The 26,945-nt window shown below is 43.1% G+C and carries 22 protein-coding genes and 1 pseudogene; 12 read left to right on the top strand and 11 right to left on the bottom strand.

Annotation, left to right across the window (positions count from 1 at the left end; genetic code table 11):
* Positions 1–31: 31 nt before the first annotated feature.
* From AC5590_RS09815 to AC5590_RS09790, 6 genes are all read left to right on the top strand, one after another.
* Entirely contained in the window at positions 32–1,246 is a 1,215-nt protein-coding gene (locus tag AC5590_RS09815) for a DUF790 family protein (protein WP_169263753.1), read from the top strand.
* 64 nt (positions 1,247–1,310) lie between these two features.
* Entirely contained in the window at positions 1,311–1,454 is a 144-nt protein-coding gene (locus AC5590_RS09810) for a hypothetical protein (protein ID WP_211178317.1), read from the top strand.
* Positions 1,455–1,531: 77 nt separating this feature from the next.
* Entirely contained in the window at positions 1,532–1,768 is a 237-nt protein-coding gene (locus AC5590_RS09805) for a hypothetical protein (RefSeq protein WP_169263752.1), read from the top strand.
* Complete coding sequence (locus tag AC5590_RS09800; RefSeq protein ID WP_169263751.1) at positions 1,755–2,204, top strand: type II toxin-antitoxin system VapC family toxin; 450 nt, start codon at positions 1,755–1,757, stop codon at positions 2,202–2,204. Before AC5590_RS09805 ends, AC5590_RS09800 begins: the two co-directional genes overlap by 14 nt.
* Before the next feature lie 331 nt (positions 2,205–2,535).
* Positions 2,536–2,952 (top strand): element excision factor XisH family protein, encoded by a 417-nt coding sequence (locus tag AC5590_RS09795; protein WP_169263750.1) that lies wholly within the window; start codon positions 2,536–2,538, stop codon positions 2,950–2,952.
* Positions 2,940–3,275, top strand: a complete 336-nt coding sequence (locus AC5590_RS09790) for a XisI protein (RefSeq protein ID WP_169263749.1) — start codon at positions 2,940–2,942, stop codon at positions 3,273–3,275. The genes AC5590_RS09795 and AC5590_RS09790 overlap by 13 nt, the downstream gene beginning before the upstream one ends.
* A gap of 441 nt (positions 3,276–3,716) precedes the next feature.
* On the opposite strand, the gene AC5590_RS09785 is transcribed toward AC5590_RS09790, so the two are convergent.
* Together AC5590_RS09785 and trpS are read right to left on the bottom strand one after the other, a co-directional pair.
* Positions 3,717–4,634, bottom strand: a complete 918-nt coding sequence (locus AC5590_RS09785; protein ID WP_169263747.1) for a methylenetetrahydrofolate reductase — start codon at positions 4,632–4,634, stop codon at positions 3,717–3,719.
* Positions 4,635–4,696: 62 nt separating this feature from the next.
* Positions 4,697–5,707, bottom strand: a complete 1,011-nt coding sequence (gene trpS, locus AC5590_RS09780) for a tryptophan--tRNA ligase (RefSeq protein WP_169263746.1) — start codon at positions 5,705–5,707, stop codon at positions 4,697–4,699.
* A 322-nt stretch (positions 5,708–6,029) separates the two neighbouring features.
* On the opposite strand from trpS, the pseudogene AC5590_RS09775 reads away from it, so the two are divergent.
* Both AC5590_RS09775 and AC5590_RS09770 read left to right on the top strand, forming a co-directional pair.
* Positions 6,030–8,620 (top strand): annotated as a pseudogene (locus tag AC5590_RS09775) (chloride channel protein).
* Between the two features lie 70 nt (positions 8,621–8,690).
* Complete coding sequence (locus tag AC5590_RS09770) at positions 8,691–9,953, top strand: cytochrome P450 (RefSeq protein ID WP_169263745.1); 1,263 nt, start codon at positions 8,691–8,693, stop codon at positions 9,951–9,953.
* 77 nt (positions 9,954–10,030) lie between these two features.
* Here AC5590_RS09770 and AC5590_RS09765 read toward each other — a convergent pair whose 3' ends face one another.
* The 8 genes from AC5590_RS09765 to AC5590_RS09730 form a co-directional block, all read right to left on the bottom strand.
* The gene (locus AC5590_RS09765; RefSeq protein WP_169263744.1) at positions 10,031–10,318 is read right to left on the bottom strand and encodes a protealysin inhibitor emfourin; all 288 of its coding nucleotides are present in this window, start codon (positions 10,316–10,318) and stop codon (positions 10,031–10,033) included.
* Positions 10,319–10,575: 257 nt separating this feature from the next.
* Entirely contained in the window at positions 10,576–11,655 is a 1,080-nt protein-coding gene (locus tag AC5590_RS09760; protein WP_169263743.1) for a M4 family metallopeptidase, read from the bottom strand.
* Positions 11,656–12,782: 1,127 nt separating this feature from the next.
* Positions 12,783–13,835 carry an N-acetylmuramoyl-L-alanine amidase gene (locus AC5590_RS09755; RefSeq protein WP_248277162.1) on the bottom strand — a complete coding sequence of 351 codons (1,053 nt, stop codon included), beginning with the start codon at positions 13,833–13,835 and terminating at the stop codon, positions 12,783–12,785.
* 1,167 nt (positions 13,836–15,002) lie between these two features.
* Positions 15,003–15,674 (bottom strand): PEP-CTERM sorting domain-containing protein, encoded by a 672-nt coding sequence (locus AC5590_RS09750; RefSeq protein ID WP_169263742.1) that lies wholly within the window; start codon positions 15,672–15,674, stop codon positions 15,003–15,005.
* Between the two features lie 77 nt (positions 15,675–15,751).
* Positions 15,752–18,508, bottom strand: coding sequence for a DUF8508 domain-containing protein (locus AC5590_RS09745; RefSeq protein ID WP_169263741.1), 2,757 nt, complete (start codon positions 18,506–18,508; stop codon positions 15,752–15,754).
* Between the two features lie 335 nt (positions 18,509–18,843).
* Positions 18,844–21,348: a type I secretion C-terminal target domain-containing protein gene (locus AC5590_RS09740; protein WP_169263740.1), complete on the bottom strand. Its 2,505-nt coding sequence runs from the start codon at positions 21,346–21,348 to the stop codon at positions 18,844–18,846.
* Positions 21,349–22,187: 839 nt separating this feature from the next.
* Complete coding sequence (locus AC5590_RS09735; protein WP_169263739.1) at positions 22,188–22,808, bottom strand: WD40 repeat domain-containing protein; 621 nt, start codon at positions 22,806–22,808, stop codon at positions 22,188–22,190.
* On the bottom strand, positions 22,744–23,157 hold the full coding sequence (locus AC5590_RS09730) for a hypothetical protein (RefSeq protein ID WP_169263738.1): 414 nt from the start codon (positions 23,155–23,157) through the stop codon (positions 22,744–22,746). Before AC5590_RS09730 ends, AC5590_RS09735 begins: the two co-directional genes overlap by 65 nt.
* Positions 23,158–23,349: 192 nt before the next feature.
* Between AC5590_RS09730 and rseP the strand changes: the two genes are divergently transcribed.
* From rseP to rpsN, 3 genes are all read left to right on the top strand, one after another.
* Positions 23,350–24,453, top strand: a complete 1,104-nt coding sequence (gene rseP, locus AC5590_RS09725) for an RIP metalloprotease RseP (protein WP_169263737.1) — start codon at positions 23,350–23,352, stop codon at positions 24,451–24,453.
* Positions 24,453–25,142 carry an endonuclease III gene (gene nth / locus AC5590_RS09720; RefSeq protein WP_211178316.1) on the top strand — a complete coding sequence of 230 codons (690 nt, stop codon included), beginning with the start codon at positions 24,453–24,455 and terminating at the stop codon, positions 25,140–25,142. The genes rseP and nth overlap by 1 nt, the downstream gene beginning before the upstream one ends.
* Before the next feature lie 98 nt (positions 25,143–25,240).
* Positions 25,241–25,543: a 30S ribosomal protein S14 gene (gene rpsN, locus AC5590_RS09715; protein ID WP_169263735.1), complete on the top strand. Its 303-nt coding sequence runs from the start codon at positions 25,241–25,243 to the stop codon at positions 25,541–25,543.
* Positions 25,544–25,731: 188 nt separating this feature from the next.
* Here rpsN and AC5590_RS09710 read toward each other — a convergent pair whose 3' ends face one another.
* Positions 25,732–26,061, bottom strand: a complete 330-nt coding sequence (locus tag AC5590_RS09710; protein WP_169263734.1) for a DUF8822 family protein — start codon at positions 26,059–26,061, stop codon at positions 25,732–25,734.
* A 179-nt stretch (positions 26,062–26,240) separates the two neighbouring features.
* On the opposite strand from AC5590_RS09710, the gene AC5590_RS09705 reads away from it, so the two are divergent.
* On the top strand, positions 26,241–26,945 hold a 705-nt coding region (locus AC5590_RS09705), incomplete at its 3' end, for an RNA-guided endonuclease InsQ/TnpB family protein (protein ID WP_169263733.1).

Raw genomic sequence — 26,945 nt, 5'->3', positions numbered from 1 at the left:
TATCTGCGTTGCTCTGCGGTTCAAAATTTCAATGTTACCAACAGAATTACTAAGTCACAGACAAAATGGGGAAGAAATTATCCCGAAGAGACTGAAGATTGATGATAATCATTTGGCGATCGCCACTGAGTTAACAAGTTGTTTTCAGGAAGCGGTAGGTAAGACTCAGGGTGCGCTTGAGCGTCAATTGTCAGAGTTGGAGGGGGATACTCCAGATTATAGAGTCAAGCGGGGTTTAGCTTATATCCTCAAAAGCAGTTTCTGTACTTTTGAGGTGGTGAGTCCTTTGGAACCTCAAATGTTACGAGAAAGGGTTTTTGCTTTGGCGGCGAAGTCTCCTCCGAGTCGCGAGTTGACAGAAACGACTTTAACTCATATTGCTGATGAATTGAGTCATGAACTTGAACGTGAAGTTTTGCCGAAACAAGTTCGTGAGGGGTTATATGCGGATTTGTCTGAGAATAAAATTTTAACTGCTTTTGATGCACCAGCACCCCATGATTTATTGCATCGCTACAATTTATCTCAGGTGCAGGGGGTGTTTTATAGAGCAAGTCAGTTGGTGATAAATGCTCATCGCAATGTGCCTGGACAATATAAGCTTTTGTTTCGCTACCTCAAGTTGTTTCAATTAATGTCTTATATTGAGGGAGATGCTGACCACGGTTTTACAATTACAATTGATGGTCCGACGAGTTTGTTTACTCCAAGTACACGTTATGGTTTGGCTATAGCGAAGCTGATTCCGGCTTTACTTCATGTCACAAAATGGAGTCTTTCCACAATATTACAAATTCGTGATCCATACACAAATACATGGAAAACGGGACGTTTTACTCTCAATTCTGAATGCGGTTTGGTGTCTCATTATTCCACTGGTAAACCATACGACAGTATGTTGGAAGAGTCTTTTGCTGATAAGTGGGAGTCAACAAAAACGGATTGGGTGTTAGAGCGAGAAGTTGACTTAATTCCTATTCCTGGAAGTGTGATGATTCCTGATTTTAGATTAGTCCATCCTGATGGGCGATCGCTGTTATTAGAAATAGTTGGTTATTGGCGACCAGAATATTTACAAAAGAAGTTTTCACAGGTGCGGCGTGCAGGACGTGATGATTTAATTTTGGCTATTTCTGAGCGATTGAATCTGGAGAAAGCCGGAGTTCAATTAAATGATGTGCCTGCTAGGATTGTTTGGTTTAAAGATAAGTTGTTGCCGAAAGCAGTGTTAGCAGTAATGGAGTAAAAAGGAGGAATGATATGAAAATTATTGAAACAATTGCTACGGTTACAGAAGATGGAAAAATGACATGACAATACAGTTACGACCAGATATTCCAGTAGGTGAGCATCAAGTGGTGGTAGTGATTGATGAACAGGTTTTACCCAAAAAACCAGAGATAAAGGAAAAGCGTCCGCCTTTAAACTTCCCAGTACACAATTATGGTTCTTGACCTGAAAATCTTTCTTTAAGACGTGAGGATATGTATGATGATTGGGGACGCTAACGTCATATTTTAGGAGAAATGAGATGAAAGCGATTACGACAATTGCTACAGTTACAGAAGATGGGAAAATCACAGTACAGTTACCACCAGATATTCCACCAGGTGAGCATGAATTGGTGGTGGTGATTGATGAAAAACCTTTGGTAGAGAAGCAGATAATTAAGGAAAAACGTCCGCCTCTAAAATTTTCTGCCTATCCTGTAGGATTAGTCTCGCAAAGCGTTACTTTCCGCCGAGAAGATTTATATGCAAACGACTGATAACCCTGTCTTCATCGACATGAATATTTTGGTTTATGCCAATTTAGCTTTGTCACCGTTTCACTTACAAGCTACGGAACGACTTCAAGCTATAGAAGAACAGGGAATTGAACTATGGATCAGTCGCCAAACTCTCAGGGAATATTTAGCAGCTATGACAAGGAAAGGTGACTTAACTGGAGAAATTCCTGTTTCTTCCCTAGTGGAAGACGTGCGGTATTTCTCCAACCGCTTTCGGTTAGCTGAAGATAACTTGCATGTGACTGAAAGGTTGTTGACGTTGATGGAAGAAATTACCATTGGTGGCAAGCAGGTACATGATGCGAATATTGTCGCCACAATGCTAGTTTACGGTATTCCTCAGCTGTTAACTCATAACACTGGAGATTTTGCGAGATTTTCTGAGTTAATTACTGTGCTGCCTTTACAAGAGTAGGTCATCTGAATATATTGTACCTGTCCCAAACTTTGTAATCCTAGGTTTGCAAGATATAAACAGAATAGCTTTATTGAATTGATGGAGAATCTCAAGTTAGCTTATCCTAAAAAAATGATGTCAGCAATTCCTGCTAATCAGAATTGTGGTTATATAGCAGTCCTAAATCATTTTTTTAAAATTAGAAACCCGGTTTCTCCCAGAAACCGGGTTTCTGGACTTCAACAATTTTCACCTATCAAATAGGATTGCTATATTTTGTCTATCAAGTACACATTTAACAGTTATCAGTTCTCAGTTCTCACTGTTCATTGTTCACCGATGAAACATTATGCCTTCACGCGATATTTATCATAACACTGTTAAAAATGCTCTGCTCAAAGATGGATGGACAATAACCCACGATCCTCTAAAACTTGAGATGGGTAAAAAAGATTTATATGTTGACTTGGGAGCAGAACAACTCATCGCTGCTGAGAAAGAAAAGTCTAAAATAGCAGTCGTAATTAAAAGTTTTGTTGGTCGCTCTGATATCGATGATTTAGAAAAGGCGCTGGGGCAGTATATTCTCTACAATGATATTCTTTCAGAAAAAGAACCAGAACGAGTTTTATACCTTGCTATCCGCAATGGAGTTTACATAGACCTGTTTGAAGAACCAATTGGTAAACTGTTATTAAGCAAAGGTCGTGTCAAGCTGATTGTGTTTGACCCTAGCATGGAGGTAATTCTCAAATGGATACCCTAGACAGCTATCGGCAGATTACTGAAAAAATTCTCTCTGAATATGCTGCTGTTCCTTACGCTTACGGTGAGATTCAAACCGAAGTCGTCTTTGATCGCAAGAACGACCGATATTTGTTGGTGAATGTGGGATGGGATGGAGAACGCCGAGTTCACGGTTGTATTATTCACATCGACATTATCAACAACAAACTCTGGATTCAGCGGGATGGTACTCAACACGGTATTGCCAAAGATTTGACAGAAGCTGGAATCCCCGAGAACCACATTGTCTTAGGATTTCGAGAGCCTGAACTCAGGCAGTATACGGGATATGCTGTGGCGTAGCGATCTACGTCTTCTACTAAAACTTGAGCCATACTTGACTCTCAATGATTTGAGCAGGTTGTTGAGATTATAGCTTGCACCAGGAGAATGCCTTACGGTGCGCATTCGCGATACGCAAAGCGTCAAGCCTCCGGCTTATCGCCCTTTATGGAGATGGGTAAAGGCAGTTATACCAATTTGAAAAAAGAATGCAACACATGGAAAAAACCCCTCCCCAACCCTAAATCAAATGACTCAAAACTCCCTCTCTACCAGACGCTACGCGAACGCAACCTCACCCTGCCCTATCGGGCATCCCTCTCCTTAGTAAGGAGAGGGAAAGATTTTAGCGCAGCTAAAAGCGAGGGTGAGGTTTTGAGTGGTGGGTTGTAGAGACGTTGCATCCGAGCGTTCGTACAGGGTTTTGATGGTACACAAACCAATCAAAACTAACGCGATAGACTACTTAGTAACTACCCCAACGCCAGCCATATCCAAAATTGGCACAATCAAATCTTCACGCTTCACCGCCATCATGTGTACACCCTGACACAATTGACGTGCTATTTGGACTTGTTCCGCAGCAATTTTCATCCCTTCCTCAAGCGGATCTTTTGCTTGCGCCAATCTATCAATAATGTGGTCAGGAATATTCACCCCCGGTACACACCGATTGATAAACTGAGCGTTTTTCGCTGATTTCAACAGAAAAATTCCTGCCAAAATTGGTTTATCACAGCCTGCAGCTATTTTGTCCATAAACTTTTCTAGCCGTTCAAAGTCTGTAATCAATTGACTTTGAAAAAACTGCGCCCCCGCCGCTAATTTGCGCTCAAACCGACTTTGTAAACCAGACCAACTTGCACATTGCGGATCGACGGCTGCACCTGGAAATAAGTCTAGCGCACCATCAGTCAGAGGTTTTTCGTTACAGTCAATGCCTTGATTGAGTTTGTGAATCAGTTGCAGCAACCGCACTCCTTCCAAGTCGAACACGCCTTTAGCGTCGGGATGGTCGCCTGCTTTCACAGGATCGCCAGTCAAAGCTAGGATGTTATAAATACCTAGAGCATGAGCGCCCATAAGGTCGGCTTGTAAGCCAATACGGTTGCGATCGCGACAAGCAATTTGACAAATCGGCTCTATGCCATTTTGTAACAAAATTGCCGACGCCACGAGTGAACACATCCGTAATACTGCGCGGCTACCATCAGTAATATTGACGGCATGAACCCTCCCCTTAAGAGTCGCCGCCATTTGTATCATGTGTTCTGGATTACCGCCTTTCGGTGGTGTTACCTCGGCGGTAATCAGGAATTTACCTGTTTTCGCAGCTGTACGAAAAGAAGTTAAAGCTGTTGGAGTTATCGTATCCAGCATAAAAAACGACCATTTCTGTCTAATGGTACAGCTATAACACAAGACAACCTGATGAGAAAACCTTATAGGGGTATAGAGTAACCCATCGCAGCTTTGACTTGATTGAGAGTTTGGTTGGCGATCGCCTCTGCTTTTTGCTTTCCATCCCGCAACACAGACTCCAGATAACCTTTGTCGTTCATCACCGCCTGATATTTTTCTTGGATGGGTTTGAGGGCTTCAATCGTCGTATCCGTTAACAAAGGTTTAAATTGCCCCCAGCCCATATCCTGACACTCAGCCGCTACCTCTTCCTTCGTTTTTCCAGAAAGCAGCATATACAGAGTTAATAAGTTGTTACTTTCAGGACGTTCTGGGTTGTCAAACTCCAAACCGCGTACCGGATCAGTTTTGCAGCGCTTAATCTTTTTTGTAATCTCATCAGGTGAATCTAGCAAGTTGATCCGACTCAACTCAGACGGATCGGACTTCGACATTTTCTTAGTACCATCCGTTAAACTCATCACCCTTGCACCTTCTTTACGAATCAAAGGTTCTGGTAACTTCAGCACTGGCTGATTTGGTTTAGCAAATTGGTGATTAAACCTGTTGACGATATCTCGTGTCAGTTCCAAATGTTGCTTTTGATCTTCACCGACGGGCACTTTATCTGGTTTATAAAGCAAAATATCAGATGCCATCAGCACTGGGTAATCCAACAAGCCAACATTCACATTTTCTCCTTGTTTAACTGCTTTTTCCTTGAACTGGATCATGTCTTGCAGCCAATTCAGGGGCGTGATGCAGTTAAACAACCAAGTCAGTTCACTGTGGGCAGAAACATGAGATTGCACAAAGATAGTAGAATGATTGAGATCAAGTCCGCAAGCCAGATATAAAGTAGCTAGAGTATAGGTATTAGCTGCCAGCGTTGCTGGTTCGTGGGGCACAGTAATCGCGTGTAAATCAGCTATAAAGAGAAAATTGTCATACTGGCTTTGGATTTCTACCCAGTTGCGAATTGCACCCAAGTAGTTGCCTAAATGTAAATTGCCTGTTGGTTGAACTCCGGAAAGAACTCGTTGCCTACCCATAAACTCCAATATAGTATTTTTAAATCCGACAATGCGGCTTTACAGCATGATTTCCATTGTTGCAGAAAATTTTTGACATTTCTTTATATTTCACGCAAATATAGCCCGGATGTTGTAGATGTTTGATATGTTGCCTTATTAACCCCACAAATAATTTATCAATAAACAAAACAGGATCATATAGCAGCTATCTTCCCTGTTCCCTGTTCCCTGCACTGAGCGGCTTGTGCTGACTGGCACTGAGCGTAGTCGAAGTGTTCCCTGTAAATTTAAAACCATAACTTCTCTATAATTCATATATTAAGAAGAGATTGCCAACAAGATGCTAATCAGGGGAAAAATTCTTTGGCTCAGGCTTTATCGGCAACTTTTGCAACCTAAACGCTTTGCTATTTTTCAAGCTTGTCTGATTGGTTTAGTGTCAGCGTTAGCAGCAGTTTTGTTAAAGCAAGGCGTGGGTTATTAGGTGGCTGGCGAGTCCATATGACTCATGTACTACCAGCTTGGTTAGTACTACCAGCAATTGGCTTAGGCGGCGGATTGCTGTCTGGTTGGTTGGTGGAACGAATGGCTCCTGAGGCTTCTGGTAGTGGGATTTCACAAGTTAAGGCAGTACTTGCCAAGGTGCCAGTGTCGCTGAATTTGCGAGTAGCAATAGTTAAGCTATTTAGCGCAATGATAGCATTAGCTTCGGGTTTGCCTTTAGGTCGGGAAGGTCCAACGCTACAGGTGGGAGCTGCGATCGCCAATCAAGTCAATCGCTTATTTCCAAGTTCCCCTGATTACCGTCGCCAAATTATTGCAGCAGGTGCAGGAGCTGGTTTAGCTGCAGCTTTCGATGCCCCTATCTCCGGTTTTCTGTTTGTTGTCGAAGAACTGCTTCAAGATGTCTCTGGCTTTACTCTAGGTACAGCAATACTCGCTTCTTTCATTGGTGCGGTGATTTCCCGATGGCTCGGAGGACATAGCTTAGTTTTAGAGTTAACTGCACTACAAACCAATTTTTCACTTCCAGAAATTCCTTTCTACCTGGCTTTAGGAGTATTAGCAGGGTTGCTGGGTGGACTGTTTAATCGAGGAATTATCGCTTCTATAAAATTTAACAACCGTTGGTTACGCTTTGGATTACCTCTGCGAGTGGGATTAGCTGGGTTAATTTGCGGTATAGTAGTCGCTCTTTTGCCAGCGCCTTTTCGGGATACAGCAGGATTACGGGAAACTTTGACTGCGGGTGATCTCAGCGCTGGTGTGACTATTATTGCTTTCGTTTCTCAGTTTGTCCTGATATTAATAGCATACGGTTCGGGGGCACCAGGAGGGTTATTAGTTCCCCCAATGCTTTTGGGAGCTGCTCTTGGTTATTTAGTGGGAATTGCAGAACATAGTTTGTTGGGAATCACTTCTCCCACAACCTATGCTTTAGCCGGGATGGGGACGTTTTTGAGTGCTGTAGCTAGAGTCCCAATCACCAGCATTATTATCGTCTTTGAAATGACGACAGATTTTAATTTGGTATTACCGCTGATGATTGGTGCGGTTATTGCTTATTTGGTGGCGGAAAAGGTGGCGGCTGGTTCGCTTTACGATCATTTGTTAGAGCTTAGTGGTATTCACATAGAACAAGAGCCAAAAAAAGAGGGATTGTTATCGCGGCTCAATGCAGTAGACGTGATGCAGCATCGTGTGGAAACATTATCTAGCCAGATGAGCGTTGACGAAGCACTGCAGGCTTTTTCTCATTCACAGCATCGCAACTTTCCTGTTGTTGATGGTCGCAAAGTTGTTGGTATGCTAACTCAGAAAGATGTCGCAAATATTGCCTCACTTCCATCAGGTGGGAATACACCAATCAGCGAAGTCATGACACCCGAACCTGTAACAGTGAGTCCACAAGATACGTTGGCTTATGTTCTACATCTACTCAACCGTCATAACCTCAACTGTCTACCAGTAACAGAAGTCAGCAAACTAGTTGGAATTATTACACGTAGCGATATCATTCGTGTAGAAGCAGAACAATTGAGTGGCAAAACCTCTAAGGTGGCATCGAAAGCGAAACCTTCGTACGTCGTTTACCAAACCCGTTCTCCAGAAACAGGCAAAGGACGATTATTAGTACCGCTTTCGCATCCGGGCACCGCACAAACTCTGCTTGAGATGGCGCTGGCAATAGCTAAAGAGCGTAATTATGAATTAGAATGCCTGCAAGTGATTCTCGTGCCGCGCGGTTGCAACCCGGCTCAAACACCAGTGCAAACCACTGATAGTCATCATCTTTTGAATCAAGCGCTGCAACTTGGGCAAGAAAAGCAGATTCCCGTTCATACACAGATACGAGTTGCTGATAATATCGCCAGAGCAATTTTAGAAACTGTCACAGAACGACACATTGACTTAGTTTTGATGGGTTGGAAAGGCAAGACTTCTACACCAGGACGAGTTTTTAGCCGAGTGGTAGATACTGTCATTCGTCAGGCTACTTGTGATCTTGTTTTAGTTAAGTTGAATGGCACAATAGCTTTTAACCGTTGGTTATTGTCAGTAGCAGGAGGTCCTAACTCCCGTCAAGCCCTTCAACTTTTACCTGCGCTTGCTTCTTTAAGTTCAACGCCGGAAATTAAGGTCTGTCAAGTTTTTCAGCCCAATGGCTCTACTCCTGATACAAAGCCATTAGAAACGTCTGTCCGCTTTCTCAAGCGTAAAGTCGGTGCTCATGTCATGGCAACTCCAATTCGCGCCGATTCTGTGTGTGAAGCTGTGATTGAGTGTGCCGAAAAAGACCAAAGTGATGTTATTGTTTTAGGGGCTAGCCGTGAAAAGCTTTTGCAACAGGCAATCAAAGGAAATATACCAGAGACGATTTCTCGTAAGAGTCATTGCACTGTGATTTTGGTGCGCAGTGCTCTTGGATGAAGCTAACTTGTTAAGATGATGTTGAGTGCACAGTGACTCAAAGCAAACCATCACTGACCACCATAGAAGCATGAAGCATCTGTCGGACTACAACTTCTTTGACCCTGAACTGCTTGTGTGCCCTTATGAATTCTACAAGCTAGCACAGGAGCAAGCACCAATTATGGAGCTACCTAGTCCCAATACTGACGCTAAGCTCTTCCTCGTTACGCGCTATGACTTGGTGATAGAAATTCTTAAAAATACAAGAGTATTCTCTAGTAATTTCTCTACTTTACTGGCTGGGAAAGAAGAACAAGATGATGAGTTGCAGAAAATCTTTGCTCAAGGCTGGCCTCAGATGAACACCTTGCTCACGGCAGATCCGCCAGAACACGAGCGATTCCGATCACTGGTGAATAAGGCATTCACCTCATCGCGTGTCAACAAAATGCATAACTTGATTCAGCAGACTGTTGATGAACTCATTGACAGTTTCATCCATAAGAGTAAGTGTGAATTCGTCAGTGAGTTTGCCGTACCCTTACCGCTCAAAGTTATTGCTCAGCAGTTAGGTGTGCCGCAGGCAGATCTGCCGAAGTTCAAGCAATGGTCTGATTCTTTTATTGCGCGCCTAAGCCATATGCTTTCTAGAGAGCAGGAGATCGAGTGTGCTAAAGATGCGGTTGCTTTCCAGCATTATTTTTATGATGTCATAGAATCACGCCGAAAACAGCCTCAAGATGATTTGATCACTGACTTGGTACAGGCAAAGGTGGCTCAAGAGCGATCGCTCGACACTGCTGAACTGCTGAGTATAATTCAGCAAATACTAGTGGCAGGCAATGAGACAGTCACCAGTGCGATCGCGGGTGGAATGTTGTTGCTGACAAAGAATCCCCAGCAGATGAAGTTGCTACAAACAGATCTTTCCCTGGTAGAGAACTTTGTTGAAGAAGTTCTACGGATGGAAACTCCGACAGCGGGAATGTGGCGAGTTGTAACACAAGATACAAAACTAGGAGACGTTGATCTAAAAGCTGGGTCTTTGGTCATGATCCGCTTCGATGCTGCTAACCGCGATCCCATAAAATTTCCAGACGATGAGCGTTTCGACGTACGTCGCCATAATGCCAGCAACCACCTATCTTTTGGTTATGGCATTCATTATTGTTTGGGCGCTATGCTTGCTCGCAAGGAAATGCAGATCGCCTATGAACGGTTGCTGCTACGGATTAAGAACATCCGCTTGGCACAAGATGATTACCAGTACTTGCCGAACATACTCATGCGGGGACTCAAGCACCTCTATATTGAGTTCGACAACGTAGCAGTTGAACAAAGTGAAACGTAATATTAAAATGAGTTTTGTAATGAGTCTATTTTTTCATCTGTCTACAGAATGAAAAACAAAAATATTGTTTCTTTCTTCTACTTTTGTTGCAGCCATTCAATCAAAGGTCTTAACGTTCCTGGTAGCGCAGTTTCACTCACAGTGATTGTGTGTTCTCTGTTTTCATCTTCTACCGTGAGTTTGTACTGAAAGCGGTCAGGTTGTGTCGTAGAAGCTGTGATCTTTTCAGGTAAATTAAAGAAATCTGCGGCTTGTATTAATGAAGGTAATTGATCAGCTTCATTTGCCGGAATGCTTGCCGTATCTACAGTTTTTTTTCTACTTATCCCTGCAAAACCACCCGTGCGTTCAAATGATATCCGCATTTTGTTGTTCTCCGTCTTGCTACATCTTGCAAGAATGAATAAAAACTGGGAAGATAACAATATATTTCCCAGTTTATCAAGAAAAACAACAATAACAAGAAGTCAAAAGTCAGAAGTTTTTGAGGCTATAGCCCACTTACAGACAACACACCTGTGTGTTTACTAATTTGGTGGGTACGTTTCTGTGTAGCCCGTTGCGAGTGGATGCGTTGCAATCTGCGGATGACTCCAAATTGTTTTGTCTGTTGAATAGTTCTCTAGAGAACTCCTACCTTTTGCCAACCATTCTTCACTGCTTTTTGTTCTTTACTTCCTTGACCGTAAAGTTCTTCAGCAACTTTGATAGTGATATTAGCAGCCTGTTTAAAATTGGCTTTGGATTTGAGGCGATCGCGTAAACTAATGTACCAGATTTTCCCAGCTTTTTCCCAAGCATAGCCGCCAATTTCCATAGCCGCTAAATAAAAGGCGAGATTAGGAATACTTGAGTTGATATGTACTCCCCCATTATCATCTGTACCAGTGTATTTGTTTTTCATATGCGCTGGTTGGGGGTCTTTGCCCATTACTGGATCATCATACGCTGTTCCAGGTGCTTTCATTGAACGAATGCCTACACCTTTTGTCTTCAGTGTCAATAGACCTTCCCCAATTATCCAGTCTGCCTGATCTGCGGCCTGATTTTTGACTCGCTGTTTCACCAGAGAGCCAAATACATCAGAAAATGACTCATTGAGTGCTCCAGATTCTCCAAAATAGATGAGACCAGCTTCATGCTGAGTAACCCCATGAGTTAACTCATGCCCAATAACATCTATACATTTGGTGAAGCTCTGAAACATTTCTCCGTCACCATCACCGTAAACCATTTGGTCGCCATTCCAAAAGGCATTGTCATATTTAACGTTGTAATGGACGGTAGAATCTAAACGCAGTCCTTTGTCATCAACAGAATTGCGCTCAAAAATCTCTTTGAACAAGTCATAAGTTGCACCGGCTGCATCGTAGGCTTCGTTGACTGCTGGATCTTGGCTTGGGGGATCGCCTTCTGAACGGACGAGTACGCCAGGAAGTTGTTCAGTATTTTTAGCATCATAGATAGTACGACGCTTCTGACCTGGGGAAACCCCAAAATTCACAGCACCTACTACGTTCCGCCGTCCACGAAATTGTGCCGAAACATTTAATGTGCGAAATGCCCACTTACGCTGCTCTTCGTTACCATTGACTGCAACGTGTTCCAGCATATGAGGTGGAATAATACAACAAATGGGGCATCTAGTGTGAAGTTGATGCTCTAATTGAGACGCAACAGATTTTTTCTTTTTTTGAGCCATCTTTTAAGATATTCTCCTTTTTCAGATAAGTAATAGTAAACAGTATCTCTTACTGTATACAACAAGCTGTAGAGTCATTATTCCAAACAGGAGGGTCAAACAAAGCGATGGGGCAAAGCCCCCGCAATCATCCGATGCTCCGTTCGCCGTTCGCCCAAGCCGCGTGCGCTCTGCGCTCAGGCGTGGCGTAGCCATAGGAGCCTTCATGGGCGATCGCCAAGACTTTAGGACTTACGCATTGACATAAAGCTCGCCCGGGAAAGTTTTATCCGGCAGACTTTACAAAAATCTGATTATACGCATCAGACGATTTGCTTTCCGTTCTTCTTTTATTAAATGCAAGCAAAATCAACTTATGCACTTTTGAGATAGAAATGGGAAATTTTTGCGCTCATCTGACTATTGTAAAACTGCACAAAACTAGACACGCTAATCGTTATACACACAATAGTTGATTTGTAAAGTGCGTAAATCCTAGATTTTATGAGCGCGTTTTTCAATCTTGACCTACTCATCTAAGTAACTCCGGGCAAATATCAGTGTCAAAATTAGTATTCCTGGTGAATCTTTGTCCCCTGAATAGCTGTTCTATAAGAATTGGCACTGATGGTTCCACTTAATAATAATGCTTAATTTCAGACTTTACGCTTATTTATAAAAATATTTTTAAACATAGAAAATTGTAGACAGGAGATATCACCAGTAAAAATCTAGACCAAAATCATAAGATTGTTTAACATAATAAAAGACCCCACTAAATTGTGTGTGGTTGTGTGTTGTAAAACTTGGTTGATACATGGTCAGGGGGTTAGTTCCCTCGTGACCATTTTATTTTTGATTGCACATTCAGGGCCTTAAACTCTCATGCATCATAATTATTTAGAAAAATCATATTCAGAGTCATTAATTATGACTTGATACTGGGTAAAATGTTGCTTGAAATACACTTTTTCGGTATATTAAGTATTTTAAAGATAAAACTTCTATTTAATTTTTGTGAGAGTGCCTGCGCTGTACGCTTAAAAAACTCGCTACACTTTTATTCCTTCTTCGGTATTCTCTGTTTCGTGTTAAGCGTTCCCTACCTCAACTATGTTTCTATGTCAGCAATATATTGATATAGATTATCAATTAATATAAACTATCTTACGGAAAGAATGAAGTATCTTAAAAAACTTATTGAAATCAAAACTTCTGGGATCAATTCTTTGACCGGAACGATCCACACTTCGATGGGTCGTAATCCTCTCATCTGGAACATTACTTTGAGCCAGAAGCCAAGCCAGAGATTGGTATTGAGCCTCTGTATAGCCGGTGTGAGTAGGTTCGTTGTTCATGACGCCAGATGGTGGTGTTTCTAAACTGACGTGATAAGCGAAATTATTCACAGATGGAAAGAGCTGAGAATTTGTCTGAACAGTTTCTGCACCAAGCGCCCCATCAAACACCGAATGAGCCGCACCAAAGGCTCGCTTTTCTGGTGGGACTATGTAAACAACTGTCCCATCTAGGTTAATCATGGCGTGGTAGCTTGCTTGAATATTACTATCATCGTGAGGAGTTTGAAAAAAATTAATTACACTGGAGGCAGGTGCAGCGGTTTCATGAAGTACTATGATTGGTGAATTGTTGACTGGTTGACCATTAACGTCTGTTGCGAAGCGCTCTCCATAGTTAGTTGAGTTTGCCCAAGCAATCTCATATCTAGGTTTGTAAGCCCTAAAAGCTGCGGTAGTTTTGACTGTGGAAATACGAGCCTTCTGCAATTGGCTCTTTTGGCTGCTCTTGTGTTGAGGTTGAGACGTTGAATTTTGACCAGACAAAGGCGTCTTTGGACTTGGCGTTTTCGTTTGAGGTACGGGTTGGCTGTTTTGGTTGATTTTTTGTTGAGGTTGAGATGTTGAATTTTGACCAGACAAAGTCGTTTCCGGAATCAACGCTGGCGTTTTGACTTGGCTGGGTGATTTTGAGTTTTTACTAGAGAGATCTGTGTTTTGATTTGCTGTTAGTGCTTTAACATGAGGTTGAAAATTAGAATAGTCACTAGAAATAGTGCTTTGTGGATGTGATGTTGTCTTCTCCTGCCAAAACTCGCTTTTTCCAATAAGCAGCCCCAATAACAGACCAACAAACACCATAATAACTAGGTGCCATCTAGTTGTCTTTATCTGAAATTTCATTTTTTTTATGATTCTGATAAATATTATTTATATCAATTGAAAGTTATTTCAATTGCCAAAAATAAGTTTGAATATGGTTTATGAATACACAATGACATACAAAATATTTATCTGTCTAGAGGTTTTTTTCCTAAAAATGCTGGGATCATATCGGTTTTACAAATACAGAGCTTTGCAGGGGGCATCCCAAATGTATAAATTTATTTTTCTTTTGTAGTGCCCAAGACAAAACCGGGGTGCGTTGTGTGGGATTTACAAGCAATTAAGCGAACTTGATATAGCAGTCGTCAGGTAGATTAAGACACGAAGTAATGATAAAACACGCTCACCAAGAGACTTGAAAGTCTGTTAAGCGTTAAGCGTTAAGCGTTCCCTGCTATATAACTAAATATACTGAAAGCGAGGACAAATTTACAGGTAGAAAAAAAGAAAAGGAGCCTGTATTTGACGACAGACTCCCAGCAACTGAAAATTACACAAGTGCTAACAACTCTGATTACCGTTATGGAACCATTCGCACGACTCAAAGCATAAAGTTCGTGCTGCATATGAAAATTTGTGTCGATCCCATGATGCGATATTTGAGCTAACAGATGGGGTGACACTCAATACGGTTCGGTTAAAGGGAAAAGGAAAAGGGGAAGAAAAAACCTTTAACCCAAACCCAGTAACCTTTTGCCCAAACCCAATTCGCAAAGTGAAAAATGCTTATCACCAAGCGTATTGCGGTGACACTGACGCGCAAAGCTTACTGCTTGGCGGGGGTACCGTTTCACTTCAGGGTTGATGCAAATATACAGCACCTTCCCCCTCTCAGGGCTACGGTGTACACACAAGTTATCGAATTACCCAAAATTGTGGGAAAACCTCACCCTGCCCTGTTGGGCATCCCTCACGCCAGGTGCTACGGGCGGCACGTTATGTTCCTGTGCTTCCCCCCAAAAACTGCGAAGTCGAGCCAGCGCCGTGCCAAGAGTTGTCTGAGCGGAGAGCAGCGCTGGATTCACCGCAACGCACTGGCTCTCCTTATAAAGGAGAGGGAAAAATTTTAGGGAAGCGAAAAGCGAACGTGAGGTGAAAAGCCAGATGTGTGTACACGATAGTCTCTCAGGGGGAAAGAATTTAAGACCAATCATTTGTATCACACATTTCAAGCAGTATCAAAACTTACCGAGCCTTACCAAATCTTCGGCGCATATTCGCACCCAATCCCAGTGCTGTCAGAGAACCCAAGATTGTGAGAGGTTCGGGAACTGGCGCTACGTTTGCATTACTGACAATCAATCGTGATGAGAAAGTAGCATCAGGTAGCCCATTAAAAGGACCATCGACAACGCCAATGCCGATGGTGTAGTTGCCCGCAGTTGAGAAGGTATAGTTGAAAGTAGAATTACCAAGCGTTAGAGGGGTGATGACTGAACCCGTTGTTGAGTTAACAATCGACACAAAGGCACGGTCAATACCTGGATCATCAAAGGTTTGAAAGTTTGAGTTAAAACTAAAAACATCTCCAGCTTGGAAGTTTCTCAAAATACTGATAGCAGACCCCTCAGCAATATCAAGACCAAGAGATCCCGGACTTAGACCCAAAAAAGTTTCTAACTGGTACGGAAAAAGTGGCTGATTTCCCGAGACATTATAGTTCGTACCGCCATCATCACCGCCATCTGCGTAAGCGTTAGTGATTGTAGCTTGAGTTGGAGTTACATTACCAACATCACCTCCTCTATTGAAACTCCTTAGGTCAACACTGGCAGCAAAAGATGGTTTTGCAATCGTGATACTACTTAAGCTGAATAAGCCCAAAGCTACAGTTTTCCAAAAAGTTTTAGCTGACATTGAAAACTCCGTTAATTTAGTTGATGAACTTTGTTGGTAGATGCCAGCACAAAAATGGTAATTGCAACCTTAAGCTTTTAAAACACGAAGTTACTAGAACTGTTGAGGTTACCCGTACCCAGAAGATTAACCGTGATAAATGGTCGGAAGATGTCTGCGCCTGTAGAACCATCTGCATCAATTTGTACGCTGAAGTTATTGGAACTAGTGCCTTGGACAACTTTGACATAGTTATCGGCAATAGCGTCAGTACCACCGTAGCCTCCTGAAATCAAACTACTTAGTAGTTGGGTGAAGACAATCTTGTCTTTGCCCACCTCAAAATCATTAATAGTGTCACCTTGGTCGCGTATACTTGTGTATACAAATTTGTCGTTGCCAGCACCACCAGTGAGGGAGTCTGCACCCGAACCACCGATCAGGACATCATTTCCAGAACCTCCAGTCAATGTGCCACGACCTGTTGTTGATGTATCCTTTATAGCTGGCAAATTAAAGCGAGCTACACTTGGGTCATGGTCACTCACTTGATCTGTAAACTCTGAGTTAATGTGAACAACATCGAACTCTGAGTTATTGTTCAAATTGCTACTAGCCAGAATGTGATCCAAAACTTGGGCGTTACCTTCAAAGTTGTAGGTGTAACGTTCGTTTTCAGGCAGGTTTTCAACGAGATCTGTGAGTCCAGCACTTTTTAGGATATTGAGTGGGTTAGAGAACTGGTAATCGTTCAAGTCACCCGCTACAACCACATTGGCGTTGGAGTCAGCAGCCAGAATGTTCTGAACAAAGTTTTTCACTATTGTCGCTTGCTGGTTGCGCTGTGTCTCGCTAGAGAGGGTTGGGGGTTGATTTGGTCCAAACAGGGGTTGGTCGCCACCTTTAGAGTTGAAGTGGTTAGCAATAACATATACACTTTGACCGTTGAAGGCAAATTCCCCAACTAAAGGCTTACGACTGCTGTTGAAGGCGGAGTTGGTGGGGTCAATGAGACCGGGACTATCAGAGAGTACAGGAACACCATTGACGTTGCTGACTGTAGTGCTGGAGGTAGAAGTCCCACCAGGACGATCTATAAAAGCGACGCGGTTGGGATTGAACAGGAAACCCACCCGGATATTACCACCCGGTTCACCACCATTGGTGTCGTCTACTGGATTAATCTGGCGATATTGGTAAGTGGGACCGCCAGCAGATGCGATCGCATTGATTAAAGTCTGGTAGGTTGTGCTAGCATCTACCACACTATCATTCGTTGGTCCGTTGTTGTCCTGAATTTCTTCTACACTAATGATGTCTGGAGTCTTCAGGTTATTGACAATTGCACTAGCCAGACCGTTGAACTTAGCCGCACCATCACCAGGATCGAGGTTTTCGACGTTGAAGGTGGCAACTGTGAGTTTGTTGGGATCGACAGAAGTTAAACCAGTGACTTCTCTTGTGAGGTTGTTGGAAATGACAGTTGGTGCGGTGGTTGGCAATACTTCAAAGTTATTGAAGCTGTAGTCTAAAACACCTGTAATTGTGCTCAGTTGAGCACCAACGTTAACAGTAGGCAGGTTGACCAGGGTGTCATCAATCTGAATCCGTTCTGGATTAAAATCATTTTGACTGATGATGCTACCGCCACGCGCAGTGCGTCCTGTGGCATTCACACCATTATCCGCCAGTACCCAGATTTCACCAAAACTGTTGGTAGGGCTAACTGTTACAGGATTGTTAACCTGTACCAGCATCCCTTCCAAGCTTTCGTAAAAGTCGATGCCATCTTGGGCTGGGTCGAAAGTTCCACTCGTTTCTACGTTGCTAGCATCGTTTTCAATCACCATGTTTGGAATTGTCCTGCCGCCATTACCTAGAACAATAGGACTAGGCAAAGGATTACCAGTTGAGACTGTGGTAATCGTCGGGTTGGTAATTTCGGTGATAGTGAGGTTGTTTGCGCCAGTAGAACCACCAGGGCGAAACTCGGTTACTGTACCACTAACCAACACAGAGTTTCCGACAGCGACTGTTGGTGCAGAGTTGGTGAAGACAAAGATCCCTTCTGAGGTGGCATCATTTGTATCTGGGTTGGGGTCTTGGTAGTAAAAGCCGTTGGAACGTACAGTTGTGACTATACCAGGAACGTTACTAACCGTTTGACCGTTTAAAGGTGAGATATGTGCTGCACCTTGAATGTCATGGATGCGAGTAGAAGATGTGGGTGGTGGAGGAGGAGGGGCATTGGTTGCAGAGACAGAGAAGTCATCAATTCCCAAGCCGTGATCATTTCCAGTATCGTTTAAGTCTTGCCAGCGCAGCCAGATTTCTTGATTTGGGGCAAGGGTAAAACCACTTAAAGTAGAAGACAAAACAGTGCGACCGCCCGCTGCGTTACCATCTAATGCACCCGCAGTTGCTGTGGCAATGGGGCTGGTAAAGTCTAGTGTATTAAAGTCAGTCCAGCTACCCGAAGTGATATTGGTTGCGCCAATTTGATATTGAAAATCTAGTCTTTGTGGAGTTGTATTGCCGCCATTTCTCCACTCCTCACCCGTGTAGTTAATATTGAGTGCGTTAATTGTGTTACTGGTGTTATTGAGAAGACGAACTCCATAGTAAATCGTATCTGTGCTGCCAGACGCCACCGATCCCAAAGCACGTTCTGTACTGGCAGCATTACCAAAACTATAGAGTGACCCTGTATTGCTTGATCCAGTGCCTGCTGTGTAAGCTATTCTGTTAGAGTACCAGCCAGAAATAGTGGAGTCATCAGTCCATGTATTACTACCTGAGTTGGCTAACGAATCAAAGTTTTGAGAGTAAACACTACTCAAGTTAATTGGCGGCATGAAAAAACCTCGCTCTTAAGAGTGAATAATGGGACTTACGCAAAAACCCTTTTAAACTTTCTTACCTTTGTGCTCTTCGCGTCCTTTGCGGTTTATTTTTTTTATTAAACGAACCGCCAAGACGCCAAGGACGCCAAGAAAAGAGAGAAGAGGAAATTTCACGAATCATTTAGGACTGCGATATTAACCCAAGTTGCTAGTTATCAAAAAGCGCCTTATTTTAAGTACTAAATTCAAAAAAATGGTATTCTAAAGTACTCAAAAAGCTGCTTTATGTATCCTAACAATACGGTTTAGGATCACTAACTAGCAACTTACGTTATTAGTTTGAGTTGTTAGAAAAGGAAGTTTCTTGGATCGTTCAAAGTACCCGTACTTGTGGATGCCAAATTAACTGTAATAAAAGGTCGGAAAATATCTCCGCCTGTAGAACCATCTGCATCAATTTGTAAGCTGAAGTTGTTGGTACTACTGCCTTGGACAACTTTTACATAGTTATCGGCTATGGCGTTGGTGCCGTTGTATCCTCCAGAAACTAAGCTATCAAGCAGTTGAGTCAAAACAATCTTGTCTGTACCAACTTTAAAGTCAGTAATTGTATCGCCACTATCACGAATATTTGTATAGACAAATTTGTCATAACCAGCGCCGCCAGTGAGTGTATCTCCACCTACACCACCAATGATGGTATCGTTTCCTTCTGTACCAATGATGGTATCCCGACCGGAGGTGCCGTTGAAGACTTGACCAACGGTGTCGCCCAAGGTAACAATATCACTACGGAACTTTTTGAAATTGTTCTGCCCTAAATCTTTAGCGGCTGTTCCGTTGTTGTAGAAAACAGTATCACCGTTATCTGTCAACAACTGTAGTTGGCTGGTGCTTGTGAGATTATCGGGAACTGCAACAATAGACTCAAAACTACCACCAGTATTTAGTCCTGTTAAATTTGCACTACGCAGTTCGGGAGCATCTGTTGGGTTACCTGTCCAAGTGAACAGGCGGAAATCATTGGGAGCAGTTCCTGTGGCAGAACCAGTAGAACCAGCAATAATGACGTACTGGTTACTCGCATTGCGTTGAATCTCGCGAATCCCGCGACCACCCAAGTCAAGTAAAATGGGAGCGCCAAAGGTTGCAGATCCTTGTGTACCGCCACCAGTGGAAGATAATAAGGATGTAAAGTTTGTGACTGGAACAATCAGCGCGTCGCTGCGGTTACTTGCAGGTTCAAGGGGGGCACGAAAAGCTACGTAAGCAGTGGTGTTATCAGGTGCGATTGTCAAACCTTCAATATTGTAACCGTTTATACTTTCAGGAATCACCCCAGGCGTAGCACTGGCAGTCAGTCCCAAGTAATTAGCACCCAATCCGTGACCGTTGTTCCTATCCCATGCTGTCACGTCTTGTTCTAGAAAGTCGTAACGTCCTTGGTAGCTGAGGGTAGTATTTGCACCTGTGCCTGATATCTGCGTTGCAAATAGGCGATCGCGGTTCGGTCTATAGTCACCGCTGGAGGAGTTGCTGTTGGAACCTGTCCAGTATATTGTGTTATTCAGACGGGTTGCAGCTTCGATGTCTACTTCTCTGAGTGCACCGCTACCACTAGTATCTGTGAGTCCCAGAGATGACGTGAAGTCGAAGCCATTGAGTGCTAAACCAGATTGATTGCGATCGTACAGCCGAAGCACTTGACTTTCATCATCGCCCACAAGCATGTAGTTGGAATCAATGGCGATCGCCGTCGAGGCATCACTTGCACCCGTGTGAAAACGGGTGGTGTTAGGGGTAACTGATGTTGCCGAAGCTGCGTAATTAACTAAATAAGAATTGGTGTTAGTGCCATCGCTAACAGTGACTGTAACATCGGCAAAGCCTACACCAGTCGGATTAATCTTCAGATTGCGACTTGCACCGGTGCCACTGAGAGTTAAGTTAGCATTGATGACAACGTTTTGATTGTTGCTAACTGCTGTGACTGTTAAGTTATTGAGTGGGGTATCGGCGTCTGCAATCGTGAAATCAAGTCCCAACGTTTTTGCTGGATCTGTAGGATCTGCGATCACACCGCTTACCGCCCCAGCAATTGTTGCTGGAAGATTCACAAAAGGTGAGGCAGTTGCTTCCTGAATAGTTGGTGCTGCACCACTACCACCACCACTGGTGAGGGTAATGGCAGAGGAGTTATTAGTTGCCGGACTGATGTTCCAACTACGTGCTGTAGTGAAGGTATTTGTCGTCGTATTAAATGTACCATTAGCTACTATGACCTGGTTTGAACCAGGATCTGGTGCTAAGAAGCTGTTAGACTGAAGCTTTCCACCAGAATAGCGATCGTTCACAGGCAACTGATACCCTGCGGTACCGCCACTGACAACTGCATTACCCCCAGCAGAACCAAAAAAGATAGCGTCGGTAGGAACAGTAGAATTTGTGATGTTGCTGATATCGACATTAAACACTCCAACAGCATCAGCGTTGCTACCGCCATTACCCAGTACACCTCCTGAGTTAGCGTTACCAAAGCGATCGCCATTTGTTGTTCCCGTATTGATCGTGCGTAGTTTTGTGCCAGTCGGTGCAAGTGAGGAACCACCAACATAAACAACATCACCCGCATTCACGACACCGCTTGTAATGTCAAAGCCATAAGTAAGATTACCACCTGCGATCCAGCCACTGGAAGTAGCAGTGCCATTGTCGGCAAAAACAACGCTATAGGGATTTGCTGAAAAATCAATCGTCTGAGTTGCTAGTAACTCGACATACTCGAAAGGTGAATCGTTTCCAGACGGGTTAGTAAATATTTCCGAAATTAATAAACCTGGGTTCGACGCCATAAGTGATCCTTGTTTGGTGTGTATAAGCGGGAGCGATCGCCTTAAAAAGCTACGGTGTATACACATCTCGTTCAAAACCTCACCCTCGCTTGAATCGGCGCTAAAATCTTTCCCTCTCCTTAGTAAGGAGAGGGATGCCCGATAGGGCAGGGTGAGGTTTTGCGCGAATGAGTGGGTAATTCAAGAACTTGTGTGTACACCGTAGCCTTCCTTAAAAAGGGGATAAATAGGTAAACGGGTTGATAGCCCCCCTTTTTAAGGGGAGCCACTGCGTTGGGCGGGTTTCCCGACTTGAAGCAAGTGGCGTGGGTTGGGGGGATCTTCTAACAGGAGTTGTAATCTCCCATATCAGCAGATTTCAATCACGAATTTGCTCAGACAATGACAACAGACGCCCAAGTAGCAGCAGATGTTATCGCTGCTACAAGGCGATCGCCAATCATCGAAGAATAGTGGAATTTTGGTAGAGGCAGTCAACTGGTAGTTTCCAACTTTGCCTGGTTCTGGAGGTATAGATCCCTGTAGTTACACTAATACTTCCTAGTGTCAACTCATTTAATGTTTCAGTAAGCTACAAAGATTACGTTGTTTAAAATCTTACTGTATATAAAAGTGGGTAAGACTAACAAATAACATCTGTAGAGCTTTGGTAAACGCAATTACGTGTTATCACTTGCACAGTATAAAACTAATAGAAACAATTTAAGATTAACTCTGAGTTAAGTTAGTTTTAACAGTTAGCAGCTAAAAAATCAGTACCAAATTTGTCATAGCTTCACATCAAAAGCTAGTGGCGATACTTACATAGTTCGGGGAGTGTCAATCTTGCCGTTTATCCTTTAATTCTGAGTGCCAATGCCGTTGCAGAGAGTGCGATCGCGATCGCTAACATTAGGATTGGTTCTCAAGTAACCCCGGATTATATCACAATCGCGTCTCATAAGATTATCAAAATCTAAATTAGATAAAATAGAATTTAAATCCCACAAAATCACTGTGTTATCGGCACTCGCAGAAGCCAAGGTTTTGCCATCTGAGCTGAATGCTACGCTATAGACCACATCGCTATGCCCGATAAGGGTGGTCTTTTCTTGACCTGTACCCACATCCCACAGTTTGATGGTTTTGTCAAAACTTGCAGAAGCTAAGGTCTTGCCATCTGGGCTGAAAGCTATGCTCTTGACCTTATCGCTATGCCCAGTGAGGGTAGTCTGTTTATCTGTAGCCACATTCCACAGTTTTATCGTCTGGTCAAAACTCGCAGAAGCCAAAGTCTTGCCATCTCGGCTAAAACTCACGCTATAGACCGAATTGCTATGCCCGTTGAGGGTGATCTTTTGTTTACCTGTAGTCACATCCCATAGTTTGATGGTAGTGTTCCCTGTTCCCTTATCTCTAACTAATATCGCCTTGAGTGATACTTCCTCCGCTAATGTCGTATGCAGAAACACCTTTGACATCTCCACCAATATTGATGTTTCCACGACTTTGGGATGCTTCGGCTTCAGCCAGAAGCTGAGTGACTTCGCTTTCTAACGTTGGATCTTCCTTGAATAACTTCTTAAGCTGCAGACGCAGTGCGGCTAAAGCATCTTCATCCTCAGGCGCTTGCGCTACATCTTGGACAGCTTCTTGGGCTGATGGTTTAGCTTCCACTTTAGGATGGAGTTTAACCCAAATCGCTTTCGCTTTTTCCCACGTATCTGCACCAAGTTTTTTTGCTGCTTCCTCTGCTGCTTTATCTCCTAGTTTGAGTAGGTAAGGCAGCAAAGGAGATAGAAACTTAGTTAGAACAATAACATCTATCATTAGTAAGAGATTTTACAGAGCATAGATAGTACTATTTAAATCTACACCTGCGTAAGTTGTGCTTTCGGAAAAGTTATAGCAATTTCCCTCAATTTGATGGGCGGTTTTTTCGTCCTTTGCAGCGTCGTGTCCTCTGGACACACCTTAAAATGAAAAGAAGTATCGCCCAATCAGTTCATTCATTGTTTATCTATGTCATTTCTTGCGGGTTTAGCAGCGATCGCAGTCTTGGCTGTTTTGATCCTGGTGCATGAGTTTGGACATTTCATTGCAGCAAGGTCCCAAGGGATTTACGTCAATCGCTTTTCTCTGGGCTTTGGTCCGGTGATTTGGAAGTATCAAGGAGTACAAACGGAATACGCTGTTCGTGCTTTTCCTCTGGGTGGGTTTGTCGGTTTTCCTGACGATGATCCAGATAGTGATATTCCTCCCAATGACCCAAATCTTTTACGTAACCGCCCTGTTTTAGATCGGGCGATTGTGATTAGTGCAGGAGTGATAGCAAATTTAATATTTGCCTACTTCCTGCTTGTAACACAGGTGGGTGTTGTAGGTGTAAACATACCGCAACCGGCTCAAAACGGGATTCTCATCCCAGAATTAATTTCACAACCAGTTTCAGTTGCTGCTAAAGCAGGTCTTCAGGCTGGAGATGTCATTTTAGCTGCTGATAACAAAACTTTTGGGACTTCTGAGCAAGAATTAAAAGCTTTCACAGAAATCGTCAAAAGTCATTTAGGCAAGCCAATTAATTTGACAATCGCCCGTGGCGATCAAAAACTGTCTGTGAATCTGACTCCTGAAGCTAATGCGAACGGAGAAGGTAGCATAGGTGTCCGTCTTTCTCCTAACCAGAAAATCGTGCATCGTCGCGCCACAAACCCCGTGGAAGCATTAAAAATTGGCGCTACACAATTTCAGCAGATTCTCATCAAGACATCTCAAGGTTTTGGACAATTAGTTACTAACTTCGGCGAAACAGCAAGCCAAGTCGCAGGTCCAGTTAAAATTGTCGAGATTGGTGCAACCTGGGCTCAGAATGATATCAGCAATTTGTTGTTCTTTGGTGCTTTGATCAGCATTAACTTGGCTTTCATCAACATTTTGCCTTTACCAGCTTTAGATGGAGGACAACTCGCTTTTCTGTTGATTGAAGGTTTGCGCGGTAAACCCTTACCGAATCGTATTCAAGAAGGTGTCATGCAAACTGGTTTGGTGATACTTTTAGGACTAGGAATTTTTCTCATCGTTAAAGAAACTACCCAATTGGAGTGGGTGCAAAGATTATTCCAGTAATGAGTATCCGCAAAAAGTCATCTCAGAAGCAACGGGCGCTAGAAATCCTAGTTCGCCTGAAGCGTCTTTATCCAGATGCAACTTGCTCTTTAAACTACTCAACCCCAGTACAGTTGCTGGTGGCTACGATTCTCTCAGCTCAGTGTACCGATGAACGGGTGAATCTAGTCACACCAGCCTTGTTTAGTAAATTTCCAGATGCAGCAAGTTTGGCGAATGCTGATTTAACAGAGTTAGAAACAAGCGTACGTTCCACTGGGTTCTATCGCAATAAGGCAAAGAATATTCAAGCTGCTTGTCGGATGATTATCAATGAGTTTGGCGGTCATGTCCCCAAGCAGATGGAACAGATGGTGCGCCTTCCAGGTGTGGCGCGAAAGACAGCAAATGTTGTGCTTGCTAATGCTTATGGAATTAATGCTGGGGTGACAGTGGATACTCATGTCAAACGTCTGAGTGAGCGTTTGGGGTTAACTGAACACACAGACCCCATCCGGATTGAACGAGATTTAATGAGTTTATTGCCTCAACCAGATTGGGAAAATTGGTCTATTCGGCTGGTTTATCATGGTCGTGCGATTTGTAAAGCGCGATCGCCTGCTTGTGATGCTTGTGAATTAGCTGATCTGTGTCCTTCTGCTTTTAACGTACCACAAGTCACTGTCAAGGCAAAAATTAAGGAATTTTAGGAACATAGCCAAAAGACCTATCTAAAAGAGACTTTGGTCACTAGACGCGGGATTATATAGAATGGAAAATGCTGTCTTTAAAATGAATCACTGACATTATGGCAAAAAAGAGTTTGATTGAGCGCGAGAAAAAACGCGCCAGATTGGTGGCTAAATATGCTGAAAAACGCCAAGCACTGCTCGAAGAATTCAGAGAAACAGAATCTCCTGTTGATAAGCTCGAAATTCACCGTGAAATTCAACAGCTACCCCGCAATAGCGCTCCTACCCGCCACCGTAACCGTTGCTGGTTAACAGGTCGTTCCAGAGGAGTTTACCGCGACTTTGGGCTATCTCGCAACGTTCTGCGCGAATGGGCACACGAAGGTCTTTTACCCGGAGTTGTTAAGTCTAGTTGGTAGTTACTTAGTCATTAGGAGGCAGTGCGTTGCGGAGCCAGTGCGTTGCGGGGGTTCCCCCCGTTATAGCACCTGGCGTCGGGTTAAGCGCGTTGTAGCACCTGCCGTTCATTAGTCATTAGTCATTAGCTTTAGACAAAGAACCAAGGACTAATGACGAAGGACAACAGACATCAATTATTTATTGCCTATTATTGCCCACAACACTTGTCAATCCCCAAACTTTCTAGGAGTAAGTCGCTAACGGCGTTAGCAATAGCAAACTCTCCGTAGAAACTTTTGGAAAAATCAAACGACTGCATCTCTGTAACAATGGCAATAACCAGAGAACCCAAGTCGTTTTCTCCTTCCATACGTTGACGTACAAAAATTTGTCCAGCCCTTTCGGCGATTGTCTGATTAATTGCTTCCGGGATAAATTCTTCATCCAGCCACTGATGCAAGCGTTGCTGTAACCATTTTCCCTCAAGCATCGGATCTTGAGGTGGTGGTAGGGTGATGGGTGGAATGGGTTGCGTCATTTTCTTGTTTTTATATTAAAGATGTTCGTAGTACTCGCTTCAGCGCTGACTACAAACTATGTATTGGAAAACTGAAATCAGATTATAGACAAATAAGATCATATATAAACAATTCTATACGTGAATTGACTCGGTGCGGAAGTCAATGATAGTATTTGCGTACTAAAAAGATTCGTAAGATGCAGCTAGTCGAGCGCCACGTCATTAAGTCTAACCATCCTCACTATCAAGAAATTGATCAGTTATGTTTCGCAGCAAAAAACCTCTACAATTTTGCCAACTATCACATTCGTCAAGCTTTTTTGAATGAAAAGAAATATCTCAACTACAATACAATAGATAAACAACTGCATTCGTCCGAACCTTATCGAGCATTACCAGCAAAAGTATCTCAACAGGTTTTATTAAGTTTGCATCGTGCTTGGTTAAGTTTTTTCGCAACAAATAATGCTTACCTGGAAAACAGTCAAGCCTTTTTAGGTAGACCAAAATTACCAAAATACAAACAGAAAGAAAAAGGTCGATATTTTCTTGTTTATACTGCCCAAGCTGTAAGTAAAACCCTCTTAAAAAAAGGTTTTATCAGTCTCTCGAAAACCGGGGTAAAAATTCCAACCTTCGTTGAAAGTGGTACACTGTGTCAAGTGCGGATTGTCCCGAAGTTAAATTATTACGTGATTGAGGTGATTTATGAAAAACAGGAAACTCTTCTAAATTTCGAGCAAAATCTGATTGCTGCGATTGATATTGGAGTTGATAATTTAGCGGCTGTAACTTCAAACAAGGTAGGGTTTGTCCCACTTTTAGTTAACGGCAGACCGTTGAAGTCATACCAAATCCGCTTTTATAACCCCCTTTTAACCCAAGCGATTAGAAATCGCAGC

Source organism: Brasilonema octagenarum UFV-OR1 (genome assembly GCF_963888615.1).
In the GTDB taxonomy this organism is placed as follows: domain Bacteria; phylum Cyanobacteriota; class Cyanobacteriia; order Cyanobacteriales; family Nostocaceae; genus Brasilonema; species Brasilonema sennae.
This window is presented reverse-complemented; position numbering and strand designations above follow the sequence as displayed.

What these genes read in the sequence shown, in the direction of transcription:
- AC5590_RS09815 (WP_169263753.1), top strand. Translation starts at nt 32, where the DNA reads ATGTTACCAACAGAATTACTAAGTCACAGACAAAATGGGGAAGAAATT.
- AC5590_RS09810 (WP_211178317.1), top strand. Translation starts at nt 1,311, where the DNA reads ATGACAATACAGTTACGACCAGATATTCCAGTAGGTGAGCATCAAGTG.
- AC5590_RS09805 (WP_169263752.1), top strand. Translation starts at nt 1,532, where the DNA reads ATGAAAGCGATTACGACAATTGCTACAGTTACAGAAGATGGGAAAATC.
- AC5590_RS09800 (WP_169263751.1), top strand. Translation starts at nt 1,755, where the DNA reads ATGCAAACGACTGATAACCCTGTCTTCATCGACATGAATATTTTGGTT.
- AC5590_RS09795 (WP_169263750.1), top strand. Translation starts at nt 2,536, where the DNA reads ATGCCTTCACGCGATATTTATCATAACACTGTTAAAAATGCTCTGCTC.
- AC5590_RS09790 (WP_169263749.1), top strand. Translation starts at nt 2,940, where the DNA reads ATGGATACCCTAGACAGCTATCGGCAGATTACTGAAAAAATTCTCTCT.
- AC5590_RS09785 (WP_169263747.1), bottom strand. Translation starts at nt 4,634, where the DNA reads ATGCTGGATACGATAACTCCAACAGCTTTAACTTCTTTTCGTACAGCT.
- trpS (WP_169263746.1), bottom strand. Translation starts at nt 5,707, where the DNA reads ATGGGTAGGCAACGAGTTCTTTCCGGAGTTCAACCAACAGGCAATTTA.
- AC5590_RS09770 (WP_169263745.1), top strand. Translation starts at nt 8,691, where the DNA reads ATGAAGCATCTGTCGGACTACAACTTCTTTGACCCTGAACTGCTTGTG.
- AC5590_RS09765 (WP_169263744.1), bottom strand. Translation starts at nt 10,318, where the DNA reads ATGCGGATATCATTTGAACGCACGGGTGGTTTTGCAGGGATAAGTAGA.
- AC5590_RS09760 (WP_169263743.1), bottom strand. Translation starts at nt 11,655, where the DNA reads ATGGCTCAAAAAAAGAAAAAATCTGTTGCGTCTCAATTAGAGCATCAA.
- AC5590_RS09755 (WP_248277162.1), bottom strand. Translation starts at nt 13,835, where the DNA reads ATGAAATTTCAGATAAAGACAACTAGATGGCACCTAGTTATTATGGTG.
- AC5590_RS09750 (WP_169263742.1), bottom strand. Translation starts at nt 15,674, where the DNA reads ATGTCAGCTAAAACTTTTTGGAAAACTGTAGCTTTGGGCTTATTCAGC.
- AC5590_RS09745 (WP_169263741.1), bottom strand. Translation starts at nt 18,508, where the DNA reads ATGCCGCCAATTAACTTGAGTAGTGTTTACTCTCAAAACTTTGATTCG.
- AC5590_RS09740 (WP_169263740.1), bottom strand. Translation starts at nt 21,348, where the DNA reads ATGGCGTCGAACCCAGGTTTATTAATTTCGGAAATATTTACTAACCCG.
- AC5590_RS09735 (WP_169263739.1), bottom strand. Translation starts at nt 22,808, where the DNA reads ATGTCAAAGGTGTTTCTGCATACGACATTAGCGGAGGAAGTATCACTC.
- AC5590_RS09730 (WP_169263738.1), bottom strand. Translation starts at nt 23,157, where the DNA reads ATGATAGATGTTATTGTTCTAACTAAGTTTCTATCTCCTTTGCTGCCT.
- rseP (WP_169263737.1), top strand. Translation starts at nt 23,350, where the DNA reads ATGTCATTTCTTGCGGGTTTAGCAGCGATCGCAGTCTTGGCTGTTTTG.
- nth (WP_211178316.1), top strand. Translation starts at nt 24,453, where the DNA reads ATGAGTATCCGCAAAAAGTCATCTCAGAAGCAACGGGCGCTAGAAATC.
- rpsN (WP_169263735.1), top strand. Translation starts at nt 25,241, where the DNA reads ATGGCAAAAAAGAGTTTGATTGAGCGCGAGAAAAAACGCGCCAGATTG.
- AC5590_RS09710 (WP_169263734.1), bottom strand. Translation starts at nt 26,061, where the DNA reads ATGACGCAACCCATTCCACCCATCACCCTACCACCACCTCAAGATCCG.